15 protein-coding genes and 1 other RNA gene are annotated in these 16,808 nt (G+C 66.5%); 2 read left to right on the forward strand and 14 right to left on the reverse strand.

Annotated features, from left to right (window positions below; translation table 11 throughout):
* Positions 1 to 29 precede the first annotated feature (29 nt).
* The 9 genes from I0C86_RS03970 to I0C86_RS04010 form a co-directional block, all read right to left on the reverse strand.
* Positions 30 to 497: an NUDIX domain-containing protein gene (locus I0C86_RS03970; protein WP_196199816.1), complete on the reverse strand. Its 468-nt coding sequence runs from the start codon at positions 495 to 497 to the stop codon at positions 30 to 32.
* A gap of 2 nt (positions 498 to 499) precedes the next feature.
* Positions 500 to 1,255, reverse strand: a complete 756-nt coding sequence (locus I0C86_RS03975; RefSeq protein WP_196199817.1) for an XRE family transcriptional regulator — start codon at positions 1,253 to 1,255, stop codon at positions 500 to 502.
* A gap of 889 nt (positions 1,256 to 2,144) precedes the next feature.
* Complete coding sequence (locus tag I0C86_RS03980) at positions 2,145 to 2,849, reverse strand: hypothetical protein (protein ID WP_196199818.1); 705 nt, start codon at positions 2,847 to 2,849, stop codon at positions 2,145 to 2,147.
* A 22-nt stretch (positions 2,850 to 2,871) separates the two neighbouring features.
* Positions 2,872 to 5,181, reverse strand: coding sequence for a hypothetical protein (locus I0C86_RS03985; RefSeq protein WP_196199819.1), 2,310 nt, complete (start codon positions 5,179 to 5,181; stop codon positions 2,872 to 2,874).
* 84 nt (positions 5,182 to 5,265) lie between these two features.
* A complete protein-coding gene (locus I0C86_RS03990) occupies positions 5,266 to 5,790 on the reverse strand; it encodes a hypothetical protein (RefSeq protein WP_196199820.1) in 525 nt (174 codons plus the stop codon).
* 379 nt (positions 5,791 to 6,169) lie between these two features.
* Positions 6,170 to 6,535, reverse strand: a complete 366-nt coding sequence (locus I0C86_RS03995) for a hypothetical protein (RefSeq protein ID WP_196199821.1) — start codon at positions 6,533 to 6,535, stop codon at positions 6,170 to 6,172.
* A 457-nt stretch (positions 6,536 to 6,992) separates the two neighbouring features.
* An RNA gene (gene rnpB, locus I0C86_RS04000) (RNase P RNA component class A) lies at positions 6,993 to 7,434 on the reverse strand.
* A 134-nt stretch (positions 7,435 to 7,568) separates the two neighbouring features.
* Positions 7,569 to 9,080 (reverse strand): hypothetical protein, encoded by a 1,512-nt coding sequence (locus I0C86_RS04005; protein ID WP_196199822.1) that lies wholly within the window; start codon positions 9,078 to 9,080, stop codon positions 7,569 to 7,571.
* Positions 9,077 to 9,706 (reverse strand): SigE family RNA polymerase sigma factor, encoded by a 630-nt coding sequence (locus I0C86_RS04010; protein WP_196199823.1) that lies wholly within the window; start codon positions 9,704 to 9,706, stop codon positions 9,077 to 9,079. The genes I0C86_RS04005 and I0C86_RS04010 overlap by 4 nt, the downstream gene beginning before the upstream one ends.
* A gap of 129 nt (positions 9,707 to 9,835) precedes the next feature.
* Between I0C86_RS04010 and I0C86_RS04015 the strand changes: the two genes are divergently transcribed.
* Positions 9,836 to 10,597, forward strand: a complete 762-nt coding sequence (locus tag I0C86_RS04015) for a sulfite exporter TauE/SafE family protein (RefSeq protein WP_196199824.1) — start codon at positions 9,836 to 9,838, stop codon at positions 10,595 to 10,597.
* Positions 10,598 to 10,946: 349 nt separating this feature from the next.
* Here the strand turns inward: I0C86_RS04015 and mctP are convergent, their stop codons facing one another.
* Both mctP and I0C86_RS04025 read right to left on the reverse strand, forming a co-directional pair.
* Complete coding sequence (gene mctP / locus I0C86_RS04020; protein ID WP_196199825.1) at positions 10,947 to 12,623, reverse strand: monocarboxylate uptake permease MctP; 1,677 nt, start codon at positions 12,621 to 12,623, stop codon at positions 10,947 to 10,949.
* Positions 12,624 to 12,629: 6 nt separating this feature from the next.
* Positions 12,630 to 12,869 (reverse strand): DUF3311 domain-containing protein, encoded by a 240-nt coding sequence (locus I0C86_RS04025; protein WP_196199826.1) that lies wholly within the window; start codon positions 12,867 to 12,869, stop codon positions 12,630 to 12,632.
* 264 nt (positions 12,870 to 13,133) lie between these two features.
* Here I0C86_RS04025 and I0C86_RS04030 point away from each other — a divergent pair, with 264 nt between their 5' ends.
* A complete protein-coding gene (locus tag I0C86_RS04030; protein ID WP_196199827.1) occupies positions 13,134 to 14,027 on the forward strand; it encodes an alpha/beta fold hydrolase in 894 nt (297 codons plus the stop codon).
* Between the two features lies 1 nt (position 14,028).
* Here I0C86_RS04030 and I0C86_RS04035 read toward each other — a convergent pair whose 3' ends face one another.
* The 3 genes from I0C86_RS04035 to I0C86_RS04045 all read right to left on the reverse strand — a co-directional run.
* A complete protein-coding gene (locus I0C86_RS04035) occupies positions 14,029 to 15,249 on the reverse strand; it encodes a bifunctional RNase H/acid phosphatase (RefSeq protein ID WP_407676262.1) in 1,221 nt (406 codons plus the stop codon).
* A gap of 9 nt (positions 15,250 to 15,258) precedes the next feature.
* The gene (locus tag I0C86_RS04040) at positions 15,259 to 15,999 is read right to left on the reverse strand and encodes a zinc ribbon domain-containing protein (protein ID WP_196199829.1); all 741 of its coding nucleotides are present in this window, start codon (positions 15,997 to 15,999) and stop codon (positions 15,259 to 15,261) included.
* Positions 15,996 to 16,808: Nif3-like dinuclear metal center hexameric protein (locus I0C86_RS04045; protein ID WP_196199830.1), on the reverse strand; the 813-nt coding region annotated here is incomplete at its 5' end. The genes I0C86_RS04045 and I0C86_RS04040, both read right to left, overlap by 4 nt.

The raw sequence follows: 16,808 nt of genomic DNA on the forward strand, positions 1-16,808 counted from the left end.
TCGATCATTCCCGGGCGTTACTCGTGCCCTCAATCGACGTGCGGCACCCGACCCGCGAGGTAGTCCGCGATCTGCCGCCGCATCGTCGGATGGATGTCCAGACCCGCCAGCTCATCCGGCAGGAACCAGGCGACGTCGCTCGCCTCATCATTCGCCGCCGGACTCCCACCAACCGGCCGGGCCAGCAACGTCACCTCATACTCCTGACGAACCTCACCATCGGAATACGCCACGATGTGCCCGGGATCGGAATAGACGCCAACGATGCCGGTCACCTCGACCTCGACCCCGGTCTCTTCCAGGGTTTCCCGGACCGCACACTCTGACGGAGTCTCGCCGATCTCCATCTTGCCCATCGGCAAAGCCCACTGCCCGGTGTCGCGCCGCCGTTGCAGCAGGATCGCGCCCTGGTCGTCGACCGCCAGCACCCCGCAGGCAGGAACGAGCGTGTTCGCCTTCGGCGCGTCCGGATCGTTCCAGTGCTCGACGCGACCCATCCTCAGACCTCCGTCCCCAGCCACGGCACCGCCGTAGCCCACACCCGGTCGAAGCTGGCCGTGTAGTGGTCGAACAGCCCGCCACCGTCGACCTTACGGAGATGAAACGTCGGATTGGCGGACGCTGCCTCACCGTACGCGTGCGGGTTGGTCAGGATCTCGTCGTCGTACCGGAACAGGCTCGCGTAGAGCGTGGTCGGATGAAGCCGAACCTCGCACCCGTCCACGCCCGCCAGCTCCCGGTAGTACGTCAACGACGCCCGGATCTTCGCCGCCAGCGTGCCGCCAAGTCCCTCCTCCCGGTCCCGGACCGCTACCGCGTCACTGGTCGGATCGCCGAAGCACAGCCGGACCTGCACCCCGGCCGCCAGCCGATCGGCAAGCATGCGCGCCACCCGAGGCTGTGTCTGGGCGAAGAACGTCCCGGAGAACACCAGCAGGTCAATCCGCTCCTGGGCCTCCGTCAGCAGCCGTAGCCACGTCTCACGCGGCACCGACGCCCGGTCCGGGAAGACCTCGATCAATTCAGCGCGGCTGGCTTCCTCGCGCTTGCCGGCGACCGAGGCGAGCACGGCAGGCCAGAGATACGCCTCTTCCGCACCCAACCGCCGCGCCGTGGCCCACCGATGCCGCCGATGCGGAACGCGACCGAGGCTGATCCACCGTTCCACCGTCTTCGGATCAACACCGCACTCGTCGGCCAGGTCCTCAACCCGTACGCCACGACGAACCATCACCGTCCGCAGACGTTCGTTCATCTCCCCATTGGACGTCTCCACTACAGGACGTTTCAAGCCCGTCACAGGACGTTTCCCAACGCCCCCAGACGTCGGGCGGCAGTCCGCCAGGGCGGATGCAACGTACCCGCCACCAGCCGTTGACTACACACCGTCGTACGGAATTGTCCCTGTCTTCGTGCCCGCCGCAATGGCCGCGAGGGCAGGTGAGTACGACACCAACGGTCGGGGTGCGGGGCATCACCCTCTAGCCCGCGCCCCGACCTCCGGGACCGATAGGAGAACAGGACGTGTCCGGACGCCGACGCCCCAGAGAGTGGCCACCCCGAAACTCGATCAGCCCTCGGGCAAGCCAACATCCAGCATGGGTGACAGAGCCGGCCGAGCAGGAAGAGCGGTTCGTCCTTCACATACCCTTCCGGGCCGCAGACGTACGCGCAGCTTTCGAGCGATCGGGATTAGTAGCCGACATCTTCCTGTTCCTCCCCGACTTCGACCGAGGCGAAAGCACCGTCACATACGAAGGCCACCCCTTCAACCACTACCCCGTGATCTGCGACCGGCCGCTACCCGACGGAACCCGCTGCCCCCTCCACAGTTACCACTCCGGCGAATGCCGTTCCGCCTAAAGATTTGAATCGTCATCCTGATTCGTGTCCGGCAGACCTTCTCCATGCCCAGGCCGCCCGACAAACGGGCCGACAATCAAACTACAAAAATGGCGAGCGCGACCCCGGCGACAACGAAAAGGAAGACACTTATCCAACCAACGACAGCCATAAAGGAGAGCCTGCGGTTCTTGCCCCCTAGCCACTCGAAAAAACTAAGAATCACAACTACTAGAGTCGCGAATAGGAGCCCCAAGTAAAGCGCGGGCGTCACGGGAGGAACCTCTCCCGATAGTCAGCCTTCATACCTCCTCGCCACGGCGCTCTGCTTCTACCTCGAAGATCTCAAGCTTTGTCACAGCCTCCTTCCGATCGTATCGATCAAGCCAGACCTTCAGAACCTTCACACTGTCCCGGCGTTCGTCAGGGGTGAGATCACGAAGGAACTCCAACAACAGCTCGGCGACTTGAATCCAAAATGTTTCGCGATCATATTTCGCAACCTGTCGCGATATTTCTTCGAGATTACTATAAGATGCCTTGTCTGCAGATCCCTTATTCTCCAAAAAGTAGTAGGTGAGCGCCATATCAGGCTTGCTCAGTACTCGCCTTCTAAATGCTTCAACTCGCTGTATCTGATGCTCTTGCGCTTCCGCTTGTAGTTGCATCTCTTGTCGGCGCTGAACTCGATGAAGGGCCGCCGAGAGAGTTACCTGATCCACGGTAGCTTTCACCTGGACCCAGAGGATCTCAACGCCGATCCCCTTCAACTCGACAGGCAGTCCAAATGCACTGTTCATTCTGTCTTGCAGAAGGAGAGCTTCAGTTACGGGCAGACAAGAGGCGAGTTGTCCGCACATATATTGGATGTAACTACGTATTCCAGAGGTCGGGTCTTTATGCACTACACCAAAGGACAGTTGTTTCCATTCAAGATCGCATATGATCTTAAAGCACAGGTCGACTTCGACGCTGCTTACATCGGCTTCAAAGCTGTGCTGTACCACGGAGGGGCGCCGTCTCCACCATCTACCCATCCCATTGCCCTGCTTGCAGATCAGGTGATGACGGGGAGGGCAATAATGGGTCAAAGCTCGATGCGAGCATGATGAGATCGTCGCGCAGGGCATGACGATGACTAAAGCGATTGTCAGGTGAACTCGGCTGCCACCGGAAGGCCAGGTTATCCAAGGCAACTCTGCGTGTGGCATGGAATCTGCCGTCGACCGGGTCATGTAGAGCTTCGACGAACACATTTAGTAAGAATGCTTGACACTGAGGATAGCTAAGGGCGGTTTCGAGGAAGAGAGTAAATGCTTCCCCTACCTCGGCTTCAACATGCCGTTGATTTAGTAGCGCTCGCCATCCTCGAACCAGGAACGCCCGGTCACGGGGGAGCGCGTCAACGACATTCTGGCCAGCTTGCGACAACAGGGACGGCAACCCACTTTGCGAATCCGATAGACATGCGAGCGCGAGGAACATACGTCGACCCGCAGCCCGTTCGAGATCATTAGATGAATCCAACCACTTAGTAATCCCTACTCTAATCCGCTCTCTTAACTCGACATGTGCCCACAATGAGGCCGTTGCGGCGCCGACCTCGCCCCTCAATTGACTATCTGCCGTCTTCGCAAGATAACCCAATCGATACAGCATCAGTTTCGGGTAAATCAGGCCAATCGGTCCACCGCATACGTTCGCTACAACAGACTTAACGGGGAGGTCCTCGGCAGACTCGCTCTTCGCCCAAGACAACATCTTGATACGCATTTTCGAACCCAGGCTGGTGTCCAAGGCCGCAGCCGTCATGAGAGCTACAGCAGCATTGTAGATATGATTATGCCTTGACCAGATAGAAATAGTGCCCTCGATCAATGTCAAGTCGTCTTGGTTAATGCCCCATCTGAGTAGATATTGCCCGACGCGTTCGGCCGTGTTTTGAGCGGCCAACCCTTGCTGATCGACTGGCAAGCGGGTTGCCCAGTCCATGAACCGATCTCGAAGGTGAATGCGGTCAAGCCAGAAATAATCTAATACCGCGTCCGCGAATCCTATTCGCCTATAAGATATGGTCTCGCTCTTGGTTAGATCCGCTTGCACATCGTCCAGCAGTTCCAGCAGACCCGGTCCAGTCTGACCTGGCGATGAAGTCTCCCCCTCACCAAGTGCAAATGCCAACTGCTCCGCACCGATGAAGATGCTCGGCGCAGAAGAACCCTCTAACAGGGCTGCTGTCAAAAGGAAATTTCGCTGTCGACTATCACGGTTCTGTCGGTGCCACCGAAGAAGCTCCGAACGCCAGTTGTTTTGTGAGTCAATTACATTCTTAACCTTGGATCTGAATATGTCATCTTCGGTGACGTCTCCGTCAAACGTTGCCGGTGCAAGGTGCTCATATCTGATAGCTTCTGCCCACTCCACCGCATCTGGAGGCCCGAGGTCTGTAATGCGATTTCGGATCTCCGGGAACTGCGTCCACTTTTGGACGTCATGAAGCGGGAGTGGTGGATGTCCGTACTGTAGCCTACGCTCCACTACCGCGACGGCACCAGGTAGCCCTAGCTCAACCTTTAGATGTTCGCCACCGGCCCCCGTCTGACGCCAAAGGTCCCTCCGGATTACTACGACAAGGTAAGACCTGGCAGTCTCGAGCGATTCACTGCTGGTTGCAAGGGTTCTGCCAAAATTCCCGGAAATATCGTCGGTACGTCCACGCAAATCCAGGATCCATCCGGTTGGGCGTCGCGACACAAGATTCTCCGGGACAAATCCGTCGCCAGGGTCGCGTCTCACCTCTCGGAGCTCCAAGCCACCCTGATTATTCAGGAGCCATACGGCCGCACTGTGCCGGCCTGACTCCGGTTCGCCGACGAGGACAACTACGCGGTGATCGCGAAGTTTTCCGACGGCGTCGCCGATATGGACAGGAGCCGCAAATAGAGATACGACGCGCTGCACGTAATCTGGCGGTAGATCGTGTGAGTCCATCATCCGCCGCACGGTCTGATGAAGGACTCCGACTACAGTGCCTTGGTTTTGCAGAATGTCTTGTCGGATCGACACCGTAGCGTCATTCACCACATCGTGTGGCGCAACTTCCTCCTGAAGCCCCACCTCGAAGCCGTCGAAGCTTCCCAGACCGCCCGACGCGTTTCCCGCAGGCGGCGATGCAGAACCCTCGGCTTGGTCACTGACGGCTTCGGCGTCGACTTCAATCTGGTTGCCTGATGCTTGCTCATCCGTCACTTGGCTGTCCGAGTTTTCAGTAAGAGTCTGTCGTTGTTCGTCCCGACCTATATTGTCAGCCAGCCAGTCGCGATCGGGGCCCGTCCGCATCGGCTGATGATTTCCACTGGGAACGTCCGAGCCATGATTCATGCCATTGTGGCCCTTCGCTAAGGTCGTTCCGGTCTGGGCGGCCTAACCGAGCCTCCTGATTCGCGCCCCAATAATGGTGGCTTCCGGTCCGGTATGCTCGGCGTCCTGCGCGATGTCCACCCGCGCTTCCCCTCCCACGGTCTCTGCGTCTAAGCCGACCAGACCGCCCTCAGCTTCTTTCACCCGCTGTCGAATCTGGACACCGGACGTCGGCCGTGATTCGCCCTCAAACGCGAAGTGCTGGCCATACACTTCTTCGAGGAGACCTCTGAGATGCGCCAAACTCCTCATGAGCCGCCCGTCGTCATGGCGCACCGTTTCGCGCTGATCGACATACGCACCCAGAATATCCGCCAAGGACTCGAGTTCTGATCTTCTTTGTTCGACAATCTCTTGGTTCGCTTCTAAACTCGCAATATCGCCCTCGAATGCCCCCGGCACCTCTGCGAGTTCAGATCCTGGCTGTTGGCGTCGATCAAGAACTGCGTTGAGTCGCCCGAATAGGAATGACAAAGTTTGCGTAAGCGCCGTTCCGGTGAGTGCGGGAAAATCTAGAAAATCTGCCACTGGGCCTCCAGGACGAAGATCGTTACAGAAAGTGGCCACAAGCCTCCTCAGAGTATCAAGGGCGAATGCGGTGAGAGTGTCGGAAACATGACGGACAGTCACGTCTGTCTTTGTTGCGCTACAGGTTCACACTCAGGTACCAGGCAGCCATCCCGTGATCTGTTCGGCTCAACCGACGTCGATGGCCTGGCCAGGGCTTGGTTTGGCTTGGTTTGACAATTGCCGAATCGCGCTATTTCTGATCAAGAGCGCCGCTGCGCGGCGCGGGCGGTAGACCGCCCGGCGGCGAGCCGCCCCGGACCGCTACGCGGCCGGGGCGGAAGGCCACCGACTGCCGCCGGGCAGCCGCCCGCGTGCCGAGATGGGAAAGTCCACCGAACTACGGGCGTGCAGCCTCTCCCTCAGCCTGGTGGACTGCGACGCAGGCGACGACACGAGAGCCGTCAGGCGTGAGGAAGAGCTGGAAGAACCAGACTGTCCCCGCACCGCCAACCTGACCGAGCAGCGCCTCTCCCGGCCCTTCGGCCGAGGCCAGCCGATCCACCGCTTGGACAAACCCGAGCGTCCGGATGCCGCGTGCGCGGGTGTGACGCTCTCGACGCCCGTAGATAGTGATCAGGTTCCTAACCGGCACTGTCCCGTCGAAAATTTTGAAGTCGCAACCCGCCCGTAGAGCGTCGCGACATGCCACGTAGACGTCGCCTGCCTCAGCGCCGAGAAGGATGATCAGGGTGTCCCGCTCCACCGGGTCATCCTGCCGGGCGGTCGACGTTCGAGCCGAGGAGGGATCAGACTCCGACTCTCGCAAGCTCGACTACCGCCAGGCGGTACGGAAGCCGGCGGGGTTGGCCGCCGCCGCGCTCCCGGCTTCCGGCTGCCGCGCCAGTCCAACCCCGGGACTGGCTTGCCACCGGGTCACCGGGTCATGGCACCAGTTCCACCGTCAGGACGTACCCGACCCGTCCGCCGCGTCGCCCGCCGTGAACGAGCACCAGACCGCCGCAGAGTCCACCAAAGCCATCCGCAGCCGAGATCAACTGATCGGGGAGTCAGCATCTCCCGGGCCGCCTCTGGGCCGTCTCTGGGCCGTCTGGGCCGTCGCCGGGCCGTCAGACGCCGCCCAACGCTGACCAAGGTCAACCAACGACACCAGACAAAGAAGCAGGTCAGAGCCATGATCACGGCTCTGACCTGGGGTACGACGGACGAGTCGACCTGTACGCCGGATTTTGTGACCAGCGCGCACCGTTGCCGGTGGCGCCGGCGGCGGTCATCCATCTCGGCCTACCGTTGCCGGCAGGCTCCAGCGGTCTACCCGCAGACATCGGGCGGGCCGCCCTCGATCGCCTGCGCGAGCCGTCGCCTTTCGGCGATGACCCTTTCTTGACCTTGCTCCGGGTGGGGTTTACCGAGCCATCCCGGTCACCCGGGATGCTGGTGGGCTCTTACCCCACCGTTTCACCCTTACCGAACCGGTCATCCCACGCGTTTCCGCCCAGAAGACCGGGTCCGGCGGTCTGTTTTCTGTGGCACTTTCCCGCGGGTCGCCCCGGGTTGCCGTTAACAACCACCCTGCCCTGTGGAGTCCGGACGTTCCTCGGCGGCGGGCTCAGGGCCCACCGACGCGACCGCCCGGTCGACTCGTCCGTCGCGTACCCAATAGTAGCGATAATCCGTAAAAGCGATCCACCGACCCGACCTCGCTGAGCGGCGCACTCGCACCCGGATCCCCGGAGCCGGCGGGGGCGATCCGTTCCGCCGCCGGCTCCGGGTACGCCTCACCAGTCGGACACGAACGCCTCGCCGAACATCTGCCGACCGGCCTCGGGCTCGGTCAGGGTGGTGGAGGCGAGCGTCCTGCCCTCCGCGTCGAGGGCCCGTACGGTTGCCCTGGTACCGAGCGGCACGGTGAGCAGAGCGGCGCCGTACGGTTCCGGTCTCCCGCTGGCCAGTTCCTTCCCCGCCTCGTCGGTCGCCGAGTACGAGACGTCGGTCGAACGCCCCACCACGAGCAGTCGGTCCGACAGCACCGCCCGTCCGCCGTCCCGTAGCGGGACTCGTACCGCGATCAGGTCTGCGGAGTCGGCGTACCCGGTGGAGACGAGGGACCACTCCTCCCGGCTGGCGGCGGATGTCGCCGAGTCATCCGGACCCGAATCGTCTCGCCCGGCCAGGGCCAGCATCCCCTTCACTCCCCAGCCGACCTGCAGGAGCACCGGTCCCGGCACGCTCGAGCTGACCAGTACGGCTGGCGGGGCTCCCTCGTCACCGGTGCTGCCGCTGCCGGCGCCGTCGTCGTACGGGAGTAGACCGACCCACCGTGCTGCCGGAGCGGGTCCGCTGGTCAGGGAGTCGCCGACTCCGGCTCTGCGGGCCAGTTCCCGGTACGAGCCGATCCCGGCCGACACCGTGACCCCGCCGATCGTCGCCCTTTCGGTGGCCGGTGTGGAGGTCGCCGCCACCACCGCTGACCCGGTGATCTCGTCGAGCTGATTGTCGAGCGGGGCCCGGTGCCGAAGCGTCCCGGCACAGGTGGCCTGCCAGTAGCCCGGAGCCGGCACCCGCTCGTCGAGCGTGTAGTCACCGCCCGGTGCCGGTCGCCAGTTTCGCTGGATTCCGTCGTCCGCCGGGCCGATGGTCGCCGTGTCCGACACCTCGACCGCGCAGCCGGCCGGGGCGAGGCCCAGGGTGAACCGGGCCGACCAGTCGTCCCCCTGGAGCGCCTCCGATACGACGAGGAACGGTTCGACCCGGCCGTTCATGATGCCCGCCCCCGTGGCCAACTCCTGGACGGACGCCCCCCGCCGACCCATTCGGATCACCAGGCTGGCCCGCGATTCGGAGTGGTACGCGACGACGACGGTTCGCGCTGTCGGGAAGTCGTGTACGAAGAGCACCTTGGCCTCGGGGAGCGCTGCGGCGGCCTGGTGCACCCGGTCGGCCGCGAATACGCGGGTAAGTTCGTCGACCAGTGCCCGGTCGTCGCCGAGATTGCCCCGGGTTGGGGACTCGATCAGCCGCCAGGTCAGATCCGAGGCGACCGGATAGCCGTTTTCCGACGGCCCGGCGCTGCCTCTTCCGTCACCGGGCCCGGCCGGGCTCAACCCCACCACCGCGGATCCCAGCAGGGCGGTGGTCAGCAGGGTTGCCAGCCCTCCGCCGATCCCGGCGAATCTGATCCGTCGGCGGCGGCGCCCGTGCCGGCGCAACAGCAGCGCGTACGGGTCCTCGTCCGGTACGACCGACTCGGCCAGCCGGGCGAACCCGGCGCGCAGCTCGTCCACACTCATGCGTTCCCCCCAACGATCATGTTCCCCGGCGGAACCGGAGGAAGCGGTGGAACCGTAGGAAGCGGTGGAACCGGAGGAAGCGGCTGGAGCGGTCGAACCGGCCGGGTCGGCGGGACGACCGGCACCGACGACGCGGGACGGTCCCCCGACGAACCGTTCTCCGAGGCCAGCACCTCGCGTAGCCGGGTCAGTCCCCGGGCCGCCTGGCTCTTTACCGTGCCCACCGAGCAGTTGAGCAGCGCCGCCGTGTCCGCCTCGGACTGGTCCTCCCAGTACCGGAGCACCAGTACCGCCCGCATCCGGGCGGGCAGCTTCTGCAACGCGGTCATCAGTTCGTCGCGTACCACCACGGCCTCGGCCGCGTCGGGGCGTACCCGGTCCGGCACGGTCGCGGTGAGCAGCTCGCGGGAACCCATCCGGCGCCATCGGCTGGTGCGTTCGTTCACCAGTATCTTCCGGACGTACGCCACCGGTTCGTCGAGCCGGCGCCACCGACGCATCGCCTTCAGCAGGGCGGCGTGCAGCAGGTCCTGGGCGGCGTCCCGGGTGCCGGTCAAGAGGTACGCGGTCCGCAGCAGGTCCGCGTACCGGACCTCCACGAACTCGCGGAACCCGTCGTCATCCACATGCCGTCCCTTCTGCTGGCCAGTGTCACCGAACAGAACGCGGCACGCCGCCGGAAAGTTGAGAGACTGGACATGGAGAAGGGACGGGACGGTGGCCGCCGACCGGCGAGCGGTTAGCCTCGGTGACTTATGGGGCTTTCCGAGATGCTGCTGCTGGTCGCCGCCGGGCTCGCCGCCGGCACGGTGAACGCGGTGGCCGGTGGCGGCTCGCTCATCACGTTTCCCGCGCTGATCGCGGTCGGGTTGCCCCCGGTGCCGGCGAACGTCTCCAACTCGATCGCGGTCTGCCCGGGTTACCTGGCCAGCGTGGTCGGCAGCCGTGCGGACCTGCCGGAACGACGCCGGCTGCTCCGTCTGCTCCCGGGCACCGTGCTGGGCACGGCCGCCGGCGGCGCGCTGCTGCTCTCCACGCCCGAGCGGGCGTTCGAGCTGGTCGTGCCGTTCCTGGTGCTGGGCGCGACGGCCGTACTCGCGTTCCAGGACCAGCTGCGCCGGCTGGTCGGGCATCCCCGGGACCTCGGCCCACGCCGTCGCGGACTCTCCGTACAGCTCATGGTCGTGCTCGGCGCGGTCTACGGCGGCTATTTCGGCGCCGCGCTCGGCGTCATGCTGATCGCCGGTCTGGCCCTGGTCCTGGACGAGACGCTGGCCCGGGTCAGCGCGATCAAGAATGTGCTGTCCGCGGTGGTCGGGCTGACCACCACGGCCGTCTTCGCCGCGTTCGGCCCGGTCGACTGGACCGCCGTCGCGCTGGTCGCGCCCGCGACCATCGGTGGCGGGTACGGCGGTGCGTGGCTGGTCCGTCGGCTGCCGCCCACCGTGCTCAAGTCAGTGATCGTGGTCTTCGGTACGGCGATCGGCCTGCTCCTGCTCTACCGCGCGCTGTCCTGACCACAGCCAGTGCGGCCCGACTTCTCCGCGACCCCGGGTCGCGCCGGGTCGTCCCGGGTCAACGCCGGTCAGCGGCCCCGCTGGGCGGGGTACCGCCGGCGGACCTCCCGCAGCATCCAGCCGAAGAATGCCATCTCGCACGCCGCGATCAGGCCGAGGACGATCGTCTCCGCCATCGATCACACCTCCGGTCGGCCGTGCCCTGTCGGTCGATCCCAGGCTACCAAGCCTCGCCGCTCTCCACCCGTGGGCGATCCCCGTGACCAGGGAAGCCGTACTCCGGACGGTGCCGGGACGGTCCCCTGGTCACGGGGATCTTCGGGGGGCGAGGTGGTGGTTCGGTTGAGGGTCAGACCTTGGGGGCGGGCTCGGCCGGGTCGGCCGCCGCCATCTCGGCCTCCTCCCGGGGGCTGGGGACGAGCCTCGGGTCGCCCTCGTCGGCGAAGTAGTCGTCCCGCTCGGTGCCGTCGACTCCCTCGGTCACCTTCGCGGCCCGCAGGACCAGGGTCAGCAGCACCGCGACCAGCAGGTTCACCGCGACCGCGACGAGTCCGACATAGATCGTCTTGGTCGAGCCGTCGAAGCCGAACTTCTCCAGCGGGAAGGCGGACCCGCCGAAGTGCAGCCGCTTCGTCGCCGGGTTCGGGATCTGGTAGAGCATCCACATTCCCAGGCCCATCCCGGCGGCCCAGCCGGCGATCAGCGCACCACGGTGGAACCAGCGGGTGTAGAGGCCCAGCGCGACCGCCGGCAACGTCTGCAGGATGATGACGCCGCCGATGAGCTGGAGGTCGATCGAGAACTGCGGGTCGAGGAAGACGATGCAGGCGACCGCGCCAACCTTGACCACCAGCGAGGTGATCTTGGAGACGTTGGCCTCCTGCGCCGCCGAGGCGTCCTTGTTCAGGTACTCCTTGTAGATGTTCCGGGTGAACAGGTTCGCGGCGGCGATCGACATGATGGCCGCCGGCACCAGGGCGCCGATCCCGATCGCCGCGAACGCCACCCCGGCGAACCAGCTCGGGAACTGCTGCTCGAACAGCAGTGGCACCACCGTGTTGTTGTCGACGGTGCCCTCGGTCGAGCCGGGCAGCGGGGTGACCCCGGCCGCGATGGCGGCGTACCCGAGCAGGGCGATCAACCCGAGCAGCAGGCTGTACGCCGGCAGCGCCGACATGTTCCGCTTGATCACGTCCCGGCTCCGGCTGGCCAGTACGCCGGTGATGCTGTGCGGGTACAGGAACAGCGCCAGCGCCGAGCCCAGCGCCAGGGTGACGTACTGCAACTGGTTGTTGGCGTTGAGCAGGATGCCGTCGTTCGGCGACGGACTCTTGTCGAACTTCGCGTCCGCCGCGTCGAAGATGCTCCCCCAGCCACCCAGCTTGTACGGCAGGTAGACGATCGCCACCAGGATCACGATGTAGATCAGCGTGTCCTTGACGAACGCGATGAGCGCCGGTGCCCGCAGCCCGGACTGGTACGTGTAGGCGGCCAGGATGGCGAACGCGATGATGATCGGCAGGTGCCGGGCGATGGTGCTCTCCCCGGTCACGCCCATCGTCTTGAGCACCGCCTCGATGCCGACCAACTGCAACGCGATGTACGGCATCGTGGCGACGATGCCGGTGATCGCGATGATCAGCGCCAGGGTCGGCGAGTCGAACCGCTTCCGGACGAAGTCGGCCGGGGTGACGAACCCGTGCCGGTGCGAGACCGACCAGAGCCGCACCAGCACCAGGAACACCAGCGGATAGATGATGATCGTGTACGGCACGGCGAAGAACCCGGCCGCGCCGGCTCCGAACAGCAGCGCCGGTACGGCCACGAAGGTGTACGCGGTGTAGAGGTCGCCGCCGACCAGGAACCAGGTGATCCAGCCGCCGAAGCTGCGCCCGCCGAGGCCCCACTCGTCGAGATGGGCCATGTCGTTCGGCGCCCGCCATCGGGCCGCCACGAAGCCCATCCCGCTGACCAGCAGGAACAGGACCGCGAAGACGATGATCTCAGTGAGATGGTCCCGCCACACCGCCGCTCACCTCCGCTTCTTCGTCATCTGGTAGACCAGCGTCGTGGTGGTGACCCCGAGCAGGATGAAGGCCAGCTGCAGCCAGTAGAAGACCGGGAAGCCGAACAGCCGGGGCGAGTCGGCGTTGAACAGCAGCGTGATCAGTGGCACCACGATCGGGATGAAGAGCAGCCAGTTCCACGGACTGTGGTCCTTCGCTCTGGACACCGCCGGGACCGGCGCCGCCTGGGTTTCAGGTTCGCTCATGCCGTCACCTCGCTGCGCTCGCTCATACCGGAACTCCTCCGGGGCTGTCCGTCATGGATCCACACGTGCCGCCGGAGGCTAGGACAGAGTGACGGGCGTCACGTGGCCGCGCCGGGGCCGTTGCGCCAAACGGCGAGCACGGTGCGCCGAATGGTGACCAACAGGACCGACAAGGCCCGCAGCGCAGACCGTTCGGGTCGAAGAACGGATCGAGGGTCGGCGATAAGCCTTGATCGCCGGACGGGAGGTTGCCATGCTGGCCGGGTGCCGCGATTTCGCTCGTACGACACCACCGAACTGGCGTACCACGTGCTCGGCTCGGGGCCGCCGCTGGTCTGTCTGCCCGGCGGGCCAGCCCGGGCCTCGAGCTACCTCGGTGACCTGGGTGGACTGGGCCGGGACCGCACCCTGCTCCGGCTCGATCTGCGGGGCAGCGGCGAGTCGGCGGTCCCGGAGGATTCCGCGAGCTACCGGTGCGACCGGCTCGTGGACGACGTCGAAGCGTTTCGGCTCCACCTCGGACTGGACCGGATGGACCTGCTCGCCCACTCCGCCGGCGGAAACCTCGCGGAGTTGTACGCGGCCCGGTTCCCCGACCGGCTGACCCGGCTCGTACTGGTCACGCCCGGCCTGCGGTCGGTCGGAGTGGAGACGGTCGGCTTCGACGAGGCCATCGTCGCCCGATCCACCGAGTGGTGGTACCCGGAAGCGAAGGCGGCGATGGAAGCCTGGCAGGAGGCGGCGGCCCGGGGCGCCGCACCGGACGAGGTGGCGGTGCTGCGCACCCGCGCCGCCCCGTTCGCCTACGGGCGGTGGGACGAACGGGCCCGCGCGCATGTCGAGGCCGAACAGTGGGAGTGGTCCGGTCCGGCCGCCGCCGGGTACTACGCCGGCTTCGCCCCGGACGTGCCGGCGGTCCGTGCGGCACTGGCGGAACTCGACGCCCCGGTGCTGATCGTGGCCGGCGCACTGGATCCCGCGCCGACCCCCGAGGCCGCCGAGGCACTCGCCGCGCTCTTCCCGAGGACCGAGGTCGCGGTCCAGGAAGCCGCCAGCCACTTCCCCTGGATGGACGACCGGAGCCGGTTCGTCAAGACGGTGCTCACGTTCCTGACCGACGAGCGGCTGACTAACGAGCGGCTGACCAACGAGCGGTGAATCAGATCCCGGCCAGGTGGGCGGTGTCGTTGACCGTCCGGACCGCCATCCCGCCGTCCGGCCAGATATCCATCAGGGAGAGACCGGCCGGGTCGAGGTAGAGCCGGTGCAGGAAGGCGTCCGTCGCGGCGAGCGCGTCGCGCAGCGCGATCTTCACCGGCGAGACGTGCGACACCACCACCACCGTCTCCCCCGGGTACGAGGCCAGCAACTTGGCCGTCGCCCGGTTCACCCGAGCGGTGACCTCGACGAAGGACTCCCCGCCCGGCGGGGCGACGGCCGGCGAGGCCAGCCAGGCGTCGAGTTCGGCGGGCCACCGCTCGCGTACCTCGGCGAAGGTCCGTCCCTCCCACTCGCCGAAGTCGCACTCGATCAGGTCCGGCTCGACCACCAGCGGTACGCCGCCGAGCCCACCGGCGATGATCCCCGCCATCGACGTACACCGGGACAACGGTGAGCTGACCACGGCGGCGACCGAGGAGACCAGCCCGGCCACCCGGCGGGCCGCCGCCCCGGCCTGGGCCAGGCCACGGTCGGAGAGCGGGACGTCGCCCCGGCCGGAGTACCGGCCCCGCTGGGTGTACTCCGTCTCGCCGTGCCGGAGCAGCAGCAGCCGGGTGGCGGTGTCCGACGGCCGCGGCTCCCAGGAACTCTTCGCCGTGGACCCCTGGGCTGCGGCCTCGTGGGTCCGGGCCCGCCCGGTCGGATCGGCGGGCGCCCCGGCCCCGTCGGGTTCGGCCGCCCGACCGGCGGCGGCGCTGTCCCGGTCGATGCCGGGAACCTTGCCCGCGGCGAGGTCCATCGCCGCGTTGGCGAGCGCGTCGGCGTGCCGGTTCCGCTCCCGGGGAATCCAGGTGTACGACACCGCGTCGAACCGGCGGACCAGCCCGGCGGCCTGGGCGGCGAGTGGTCGGAGCCCGGCGTTCTTGATCTGCCAGCGGCCGGCCATCTGCTCGACCACCAACTTGGAGTCCATCCGCACCTCGACCCCGGTCGCCCCCGCCTCGCGGGCTGCCTCCAAGCCGGCGATCAGGCCCCGGTACTCCGCGACGTTGTTGGTGGCGACGCCGATCGACTCGGACCGCTCGGCCAGCACCTCACCGGTACCAGCGTCCCGGACCACCGCGCCGTAGCCTGCCGGACCGGGATTGCCCCGAGCGCCGCCGTCCGCCTCCACCACGACCCTACGACCGGGCACCGATCCCCCTTCCGATCCTGCCATCGACTACGGTCACAGCCCCGACTCGGCGGTACGCACCATGATCCGCCGGCACTCCTCGCAGCGCACGACCTCGTCCGGTGCGGCGGCCCTGATCCGGGCCCGGTCCGCCCCGTACAGATCCAGCCGGCAGCCGCCGCAGCGCCCACCCTGCATCAGCGCCGCACCGAGCCCACCCGAGGTCTCCCGGATCTTGTCGTAGAGGGTCAGCAGGTCCGCCGGGAGGTCGGCCGCGAGCGGCTGCCGCGCGCCGGCCTTGAACTCCTCCTCCTTGGTGATCTCGGCGAGGTTCTGGTTCCGCCGCTCCTCGGTCTCGGCCCGCCGCTGGCGGGTCGCCGTGATCCGCTGCTCGATACCGTCGAGTACGCCCTGCGCGGTCTCCCGCTGCTCCATCAGCTCCAACTCGGCGTCCTCCAGCTCGGTCTGCCGCCGGTTGAGCGAGACGAGTTCGTGCTGCAACGCCTCCAGTTCCCGGGCCGGTCCGGAGCCGACCGTCAGCCGGGCCTGGTCCCGGTCCTTGCGGATCCGGACCTGTTCCACGTCCCGTTCCAGCCGGGCGATGTCACGATCCAGGTCGTCCACCGCCACCTGGGCACGGACCCGCTCGTCCTCCAGCGCGGACAGCTCCCGGGCCTGCGCCTCCAACTCGGCGTGCTCGGGCAGCGTACGGCGCCGGTGGGCGAGCTGCGCCAGGCCGGTGTCGATCGCCTGTAAGTCGAGCAGACGACGCTGGTCCTTCGGGTCGGCCTTCATCGGTGGGACTCCTTGTCCACTGGAGATGCGGGGGATGGCATCGGAGATGCGGGATGTACCGCGGGTTCGGCGGAGGCAGCGTGCACCGTCCAGGGATCGGTGTCCAGATCGGACACCACGGTCTCGACGGAGTGTCGCGTCCGCAGGTGCTCGGCGACGTCGTCCAGCCAGGGGCGCTCCGTCGCCCAGTGGGCGGCGTCCAGCAGCGCCGGCCCGCCCCCGGCCAGGTGCTCGCTTACCGGATGGTGGCGCAGGTCCGCGGTGAGGTACGCGTCGACGCCGGCCCGCTCGGCGTCCGCGAGATAGGAGTCGCCGGCGCCGCCGCTGACCGCCACGGTCCGGATCAGCCGGTCCGGCTCACCGGCGGCGCGTACGCCCCAGGCGGTGGGCGGCAGCACCCGGCCGGCGTACGCGGTCAGCTCGGCCAGCGTCATCGGGGTCGGCAGCCGGCCGATCCGGCCGATTCCCCGCCCCTGCCCCGCCGCCGGATCGCCCGGGGCGGGCGGAACCAGTGGCCGCAGGTCGATCAGGCCCAGCCGGGCGGCGAGCGCGTCGGAGACGCCCGGACTGGCGACGTCGGCGTTGGTGTGCGCGACGTACAGGGCCACGTCGTTCTTGATCAGTTCGTGCACGATCCGGCCCTTGTACGTGGTCGCGGCGACGGACGAGACGCCGCGCAGCAGAAGCGGATGATGCGCCACGATCAGATCGGCCCGCTGGTCGAACGCTTCGGCGACGGTCTCGGGCACCACGTCGACAACGCAGCAGACCCGACGTACCGGCGCCCAGGGGTCACCGACCACCAGACC

This window comes from Plantactinospora alkalitolerans, from assembly GCF_015690345.1.
Classification (GTDB): domain Bacteria; phylum Actinomycetota; class Actinomycetes; order Mycobacteriales; family Micromonosporaceae; genus Plantactinospora; species Plantactinospora alkalitolerans.

Bases quoted from the DNA above. Each gene is read 5' to 3' on its own strand.
- I0C86_RS03970 (WP_196199816.1), bottom strand. From the start codon at position 497: ATGGGTCGCGTCGAGCACTGGAACGATCCGGACGCGCCGAAGGCGAAC.
- I0C86_RS03985 (WP_196199819.1), bottom strand. From the start codon at position 5,181: ATGCGGACGGGCCCCGATCGCGACTGGCTGGCTGACAATATAGGTCGG.
- I0C86_RS03975 (WP_196199817.1), bottom strand. From the start codon at position 1,255: ATGAACGAACGTCTGCGGACGGTGATGGTTCGTCGTGGCGTACGGGTT.
- I0C86_RS04015 (WP_196199824.1), top strand. From the start codon at position 9,836: ATGGGGCTTTCCGAGATGCTGCTGCTGGTCGCCGCCGGGCTCGCCGCC.
- I0C86_RS04025 (WP_196199826.1), bottom strand. From the start codon at position 12,869: ATGAGCGAACCTGAAACCCAGGCGGCGCCGGTCCCGGCGGTGTCCAGA.
- I0C86_RS04035 (WP_407676262.1), bottom strand. From the start codon at position 15,249: ATGGCAGGATCGGAAGGGGGATCGGTGCCCGGTCGTAGGGTCGTGGTG.
- I0C86_RS04040 (WP_196199829.1), bottom strand. From the start codon at position 15,999: ATGAAGGCCGACCCGAAGGACCAGCGTCGTCTGCTCGACTTACAGGCG.
- I0C86_RS04005 (WP_196199822.1), bottom strand. From the start codon at position 9,080: ATGAGTGTGGACGAGCTGCGCGCCGGGTTCGCCCGGCTGGCCGAGTCG.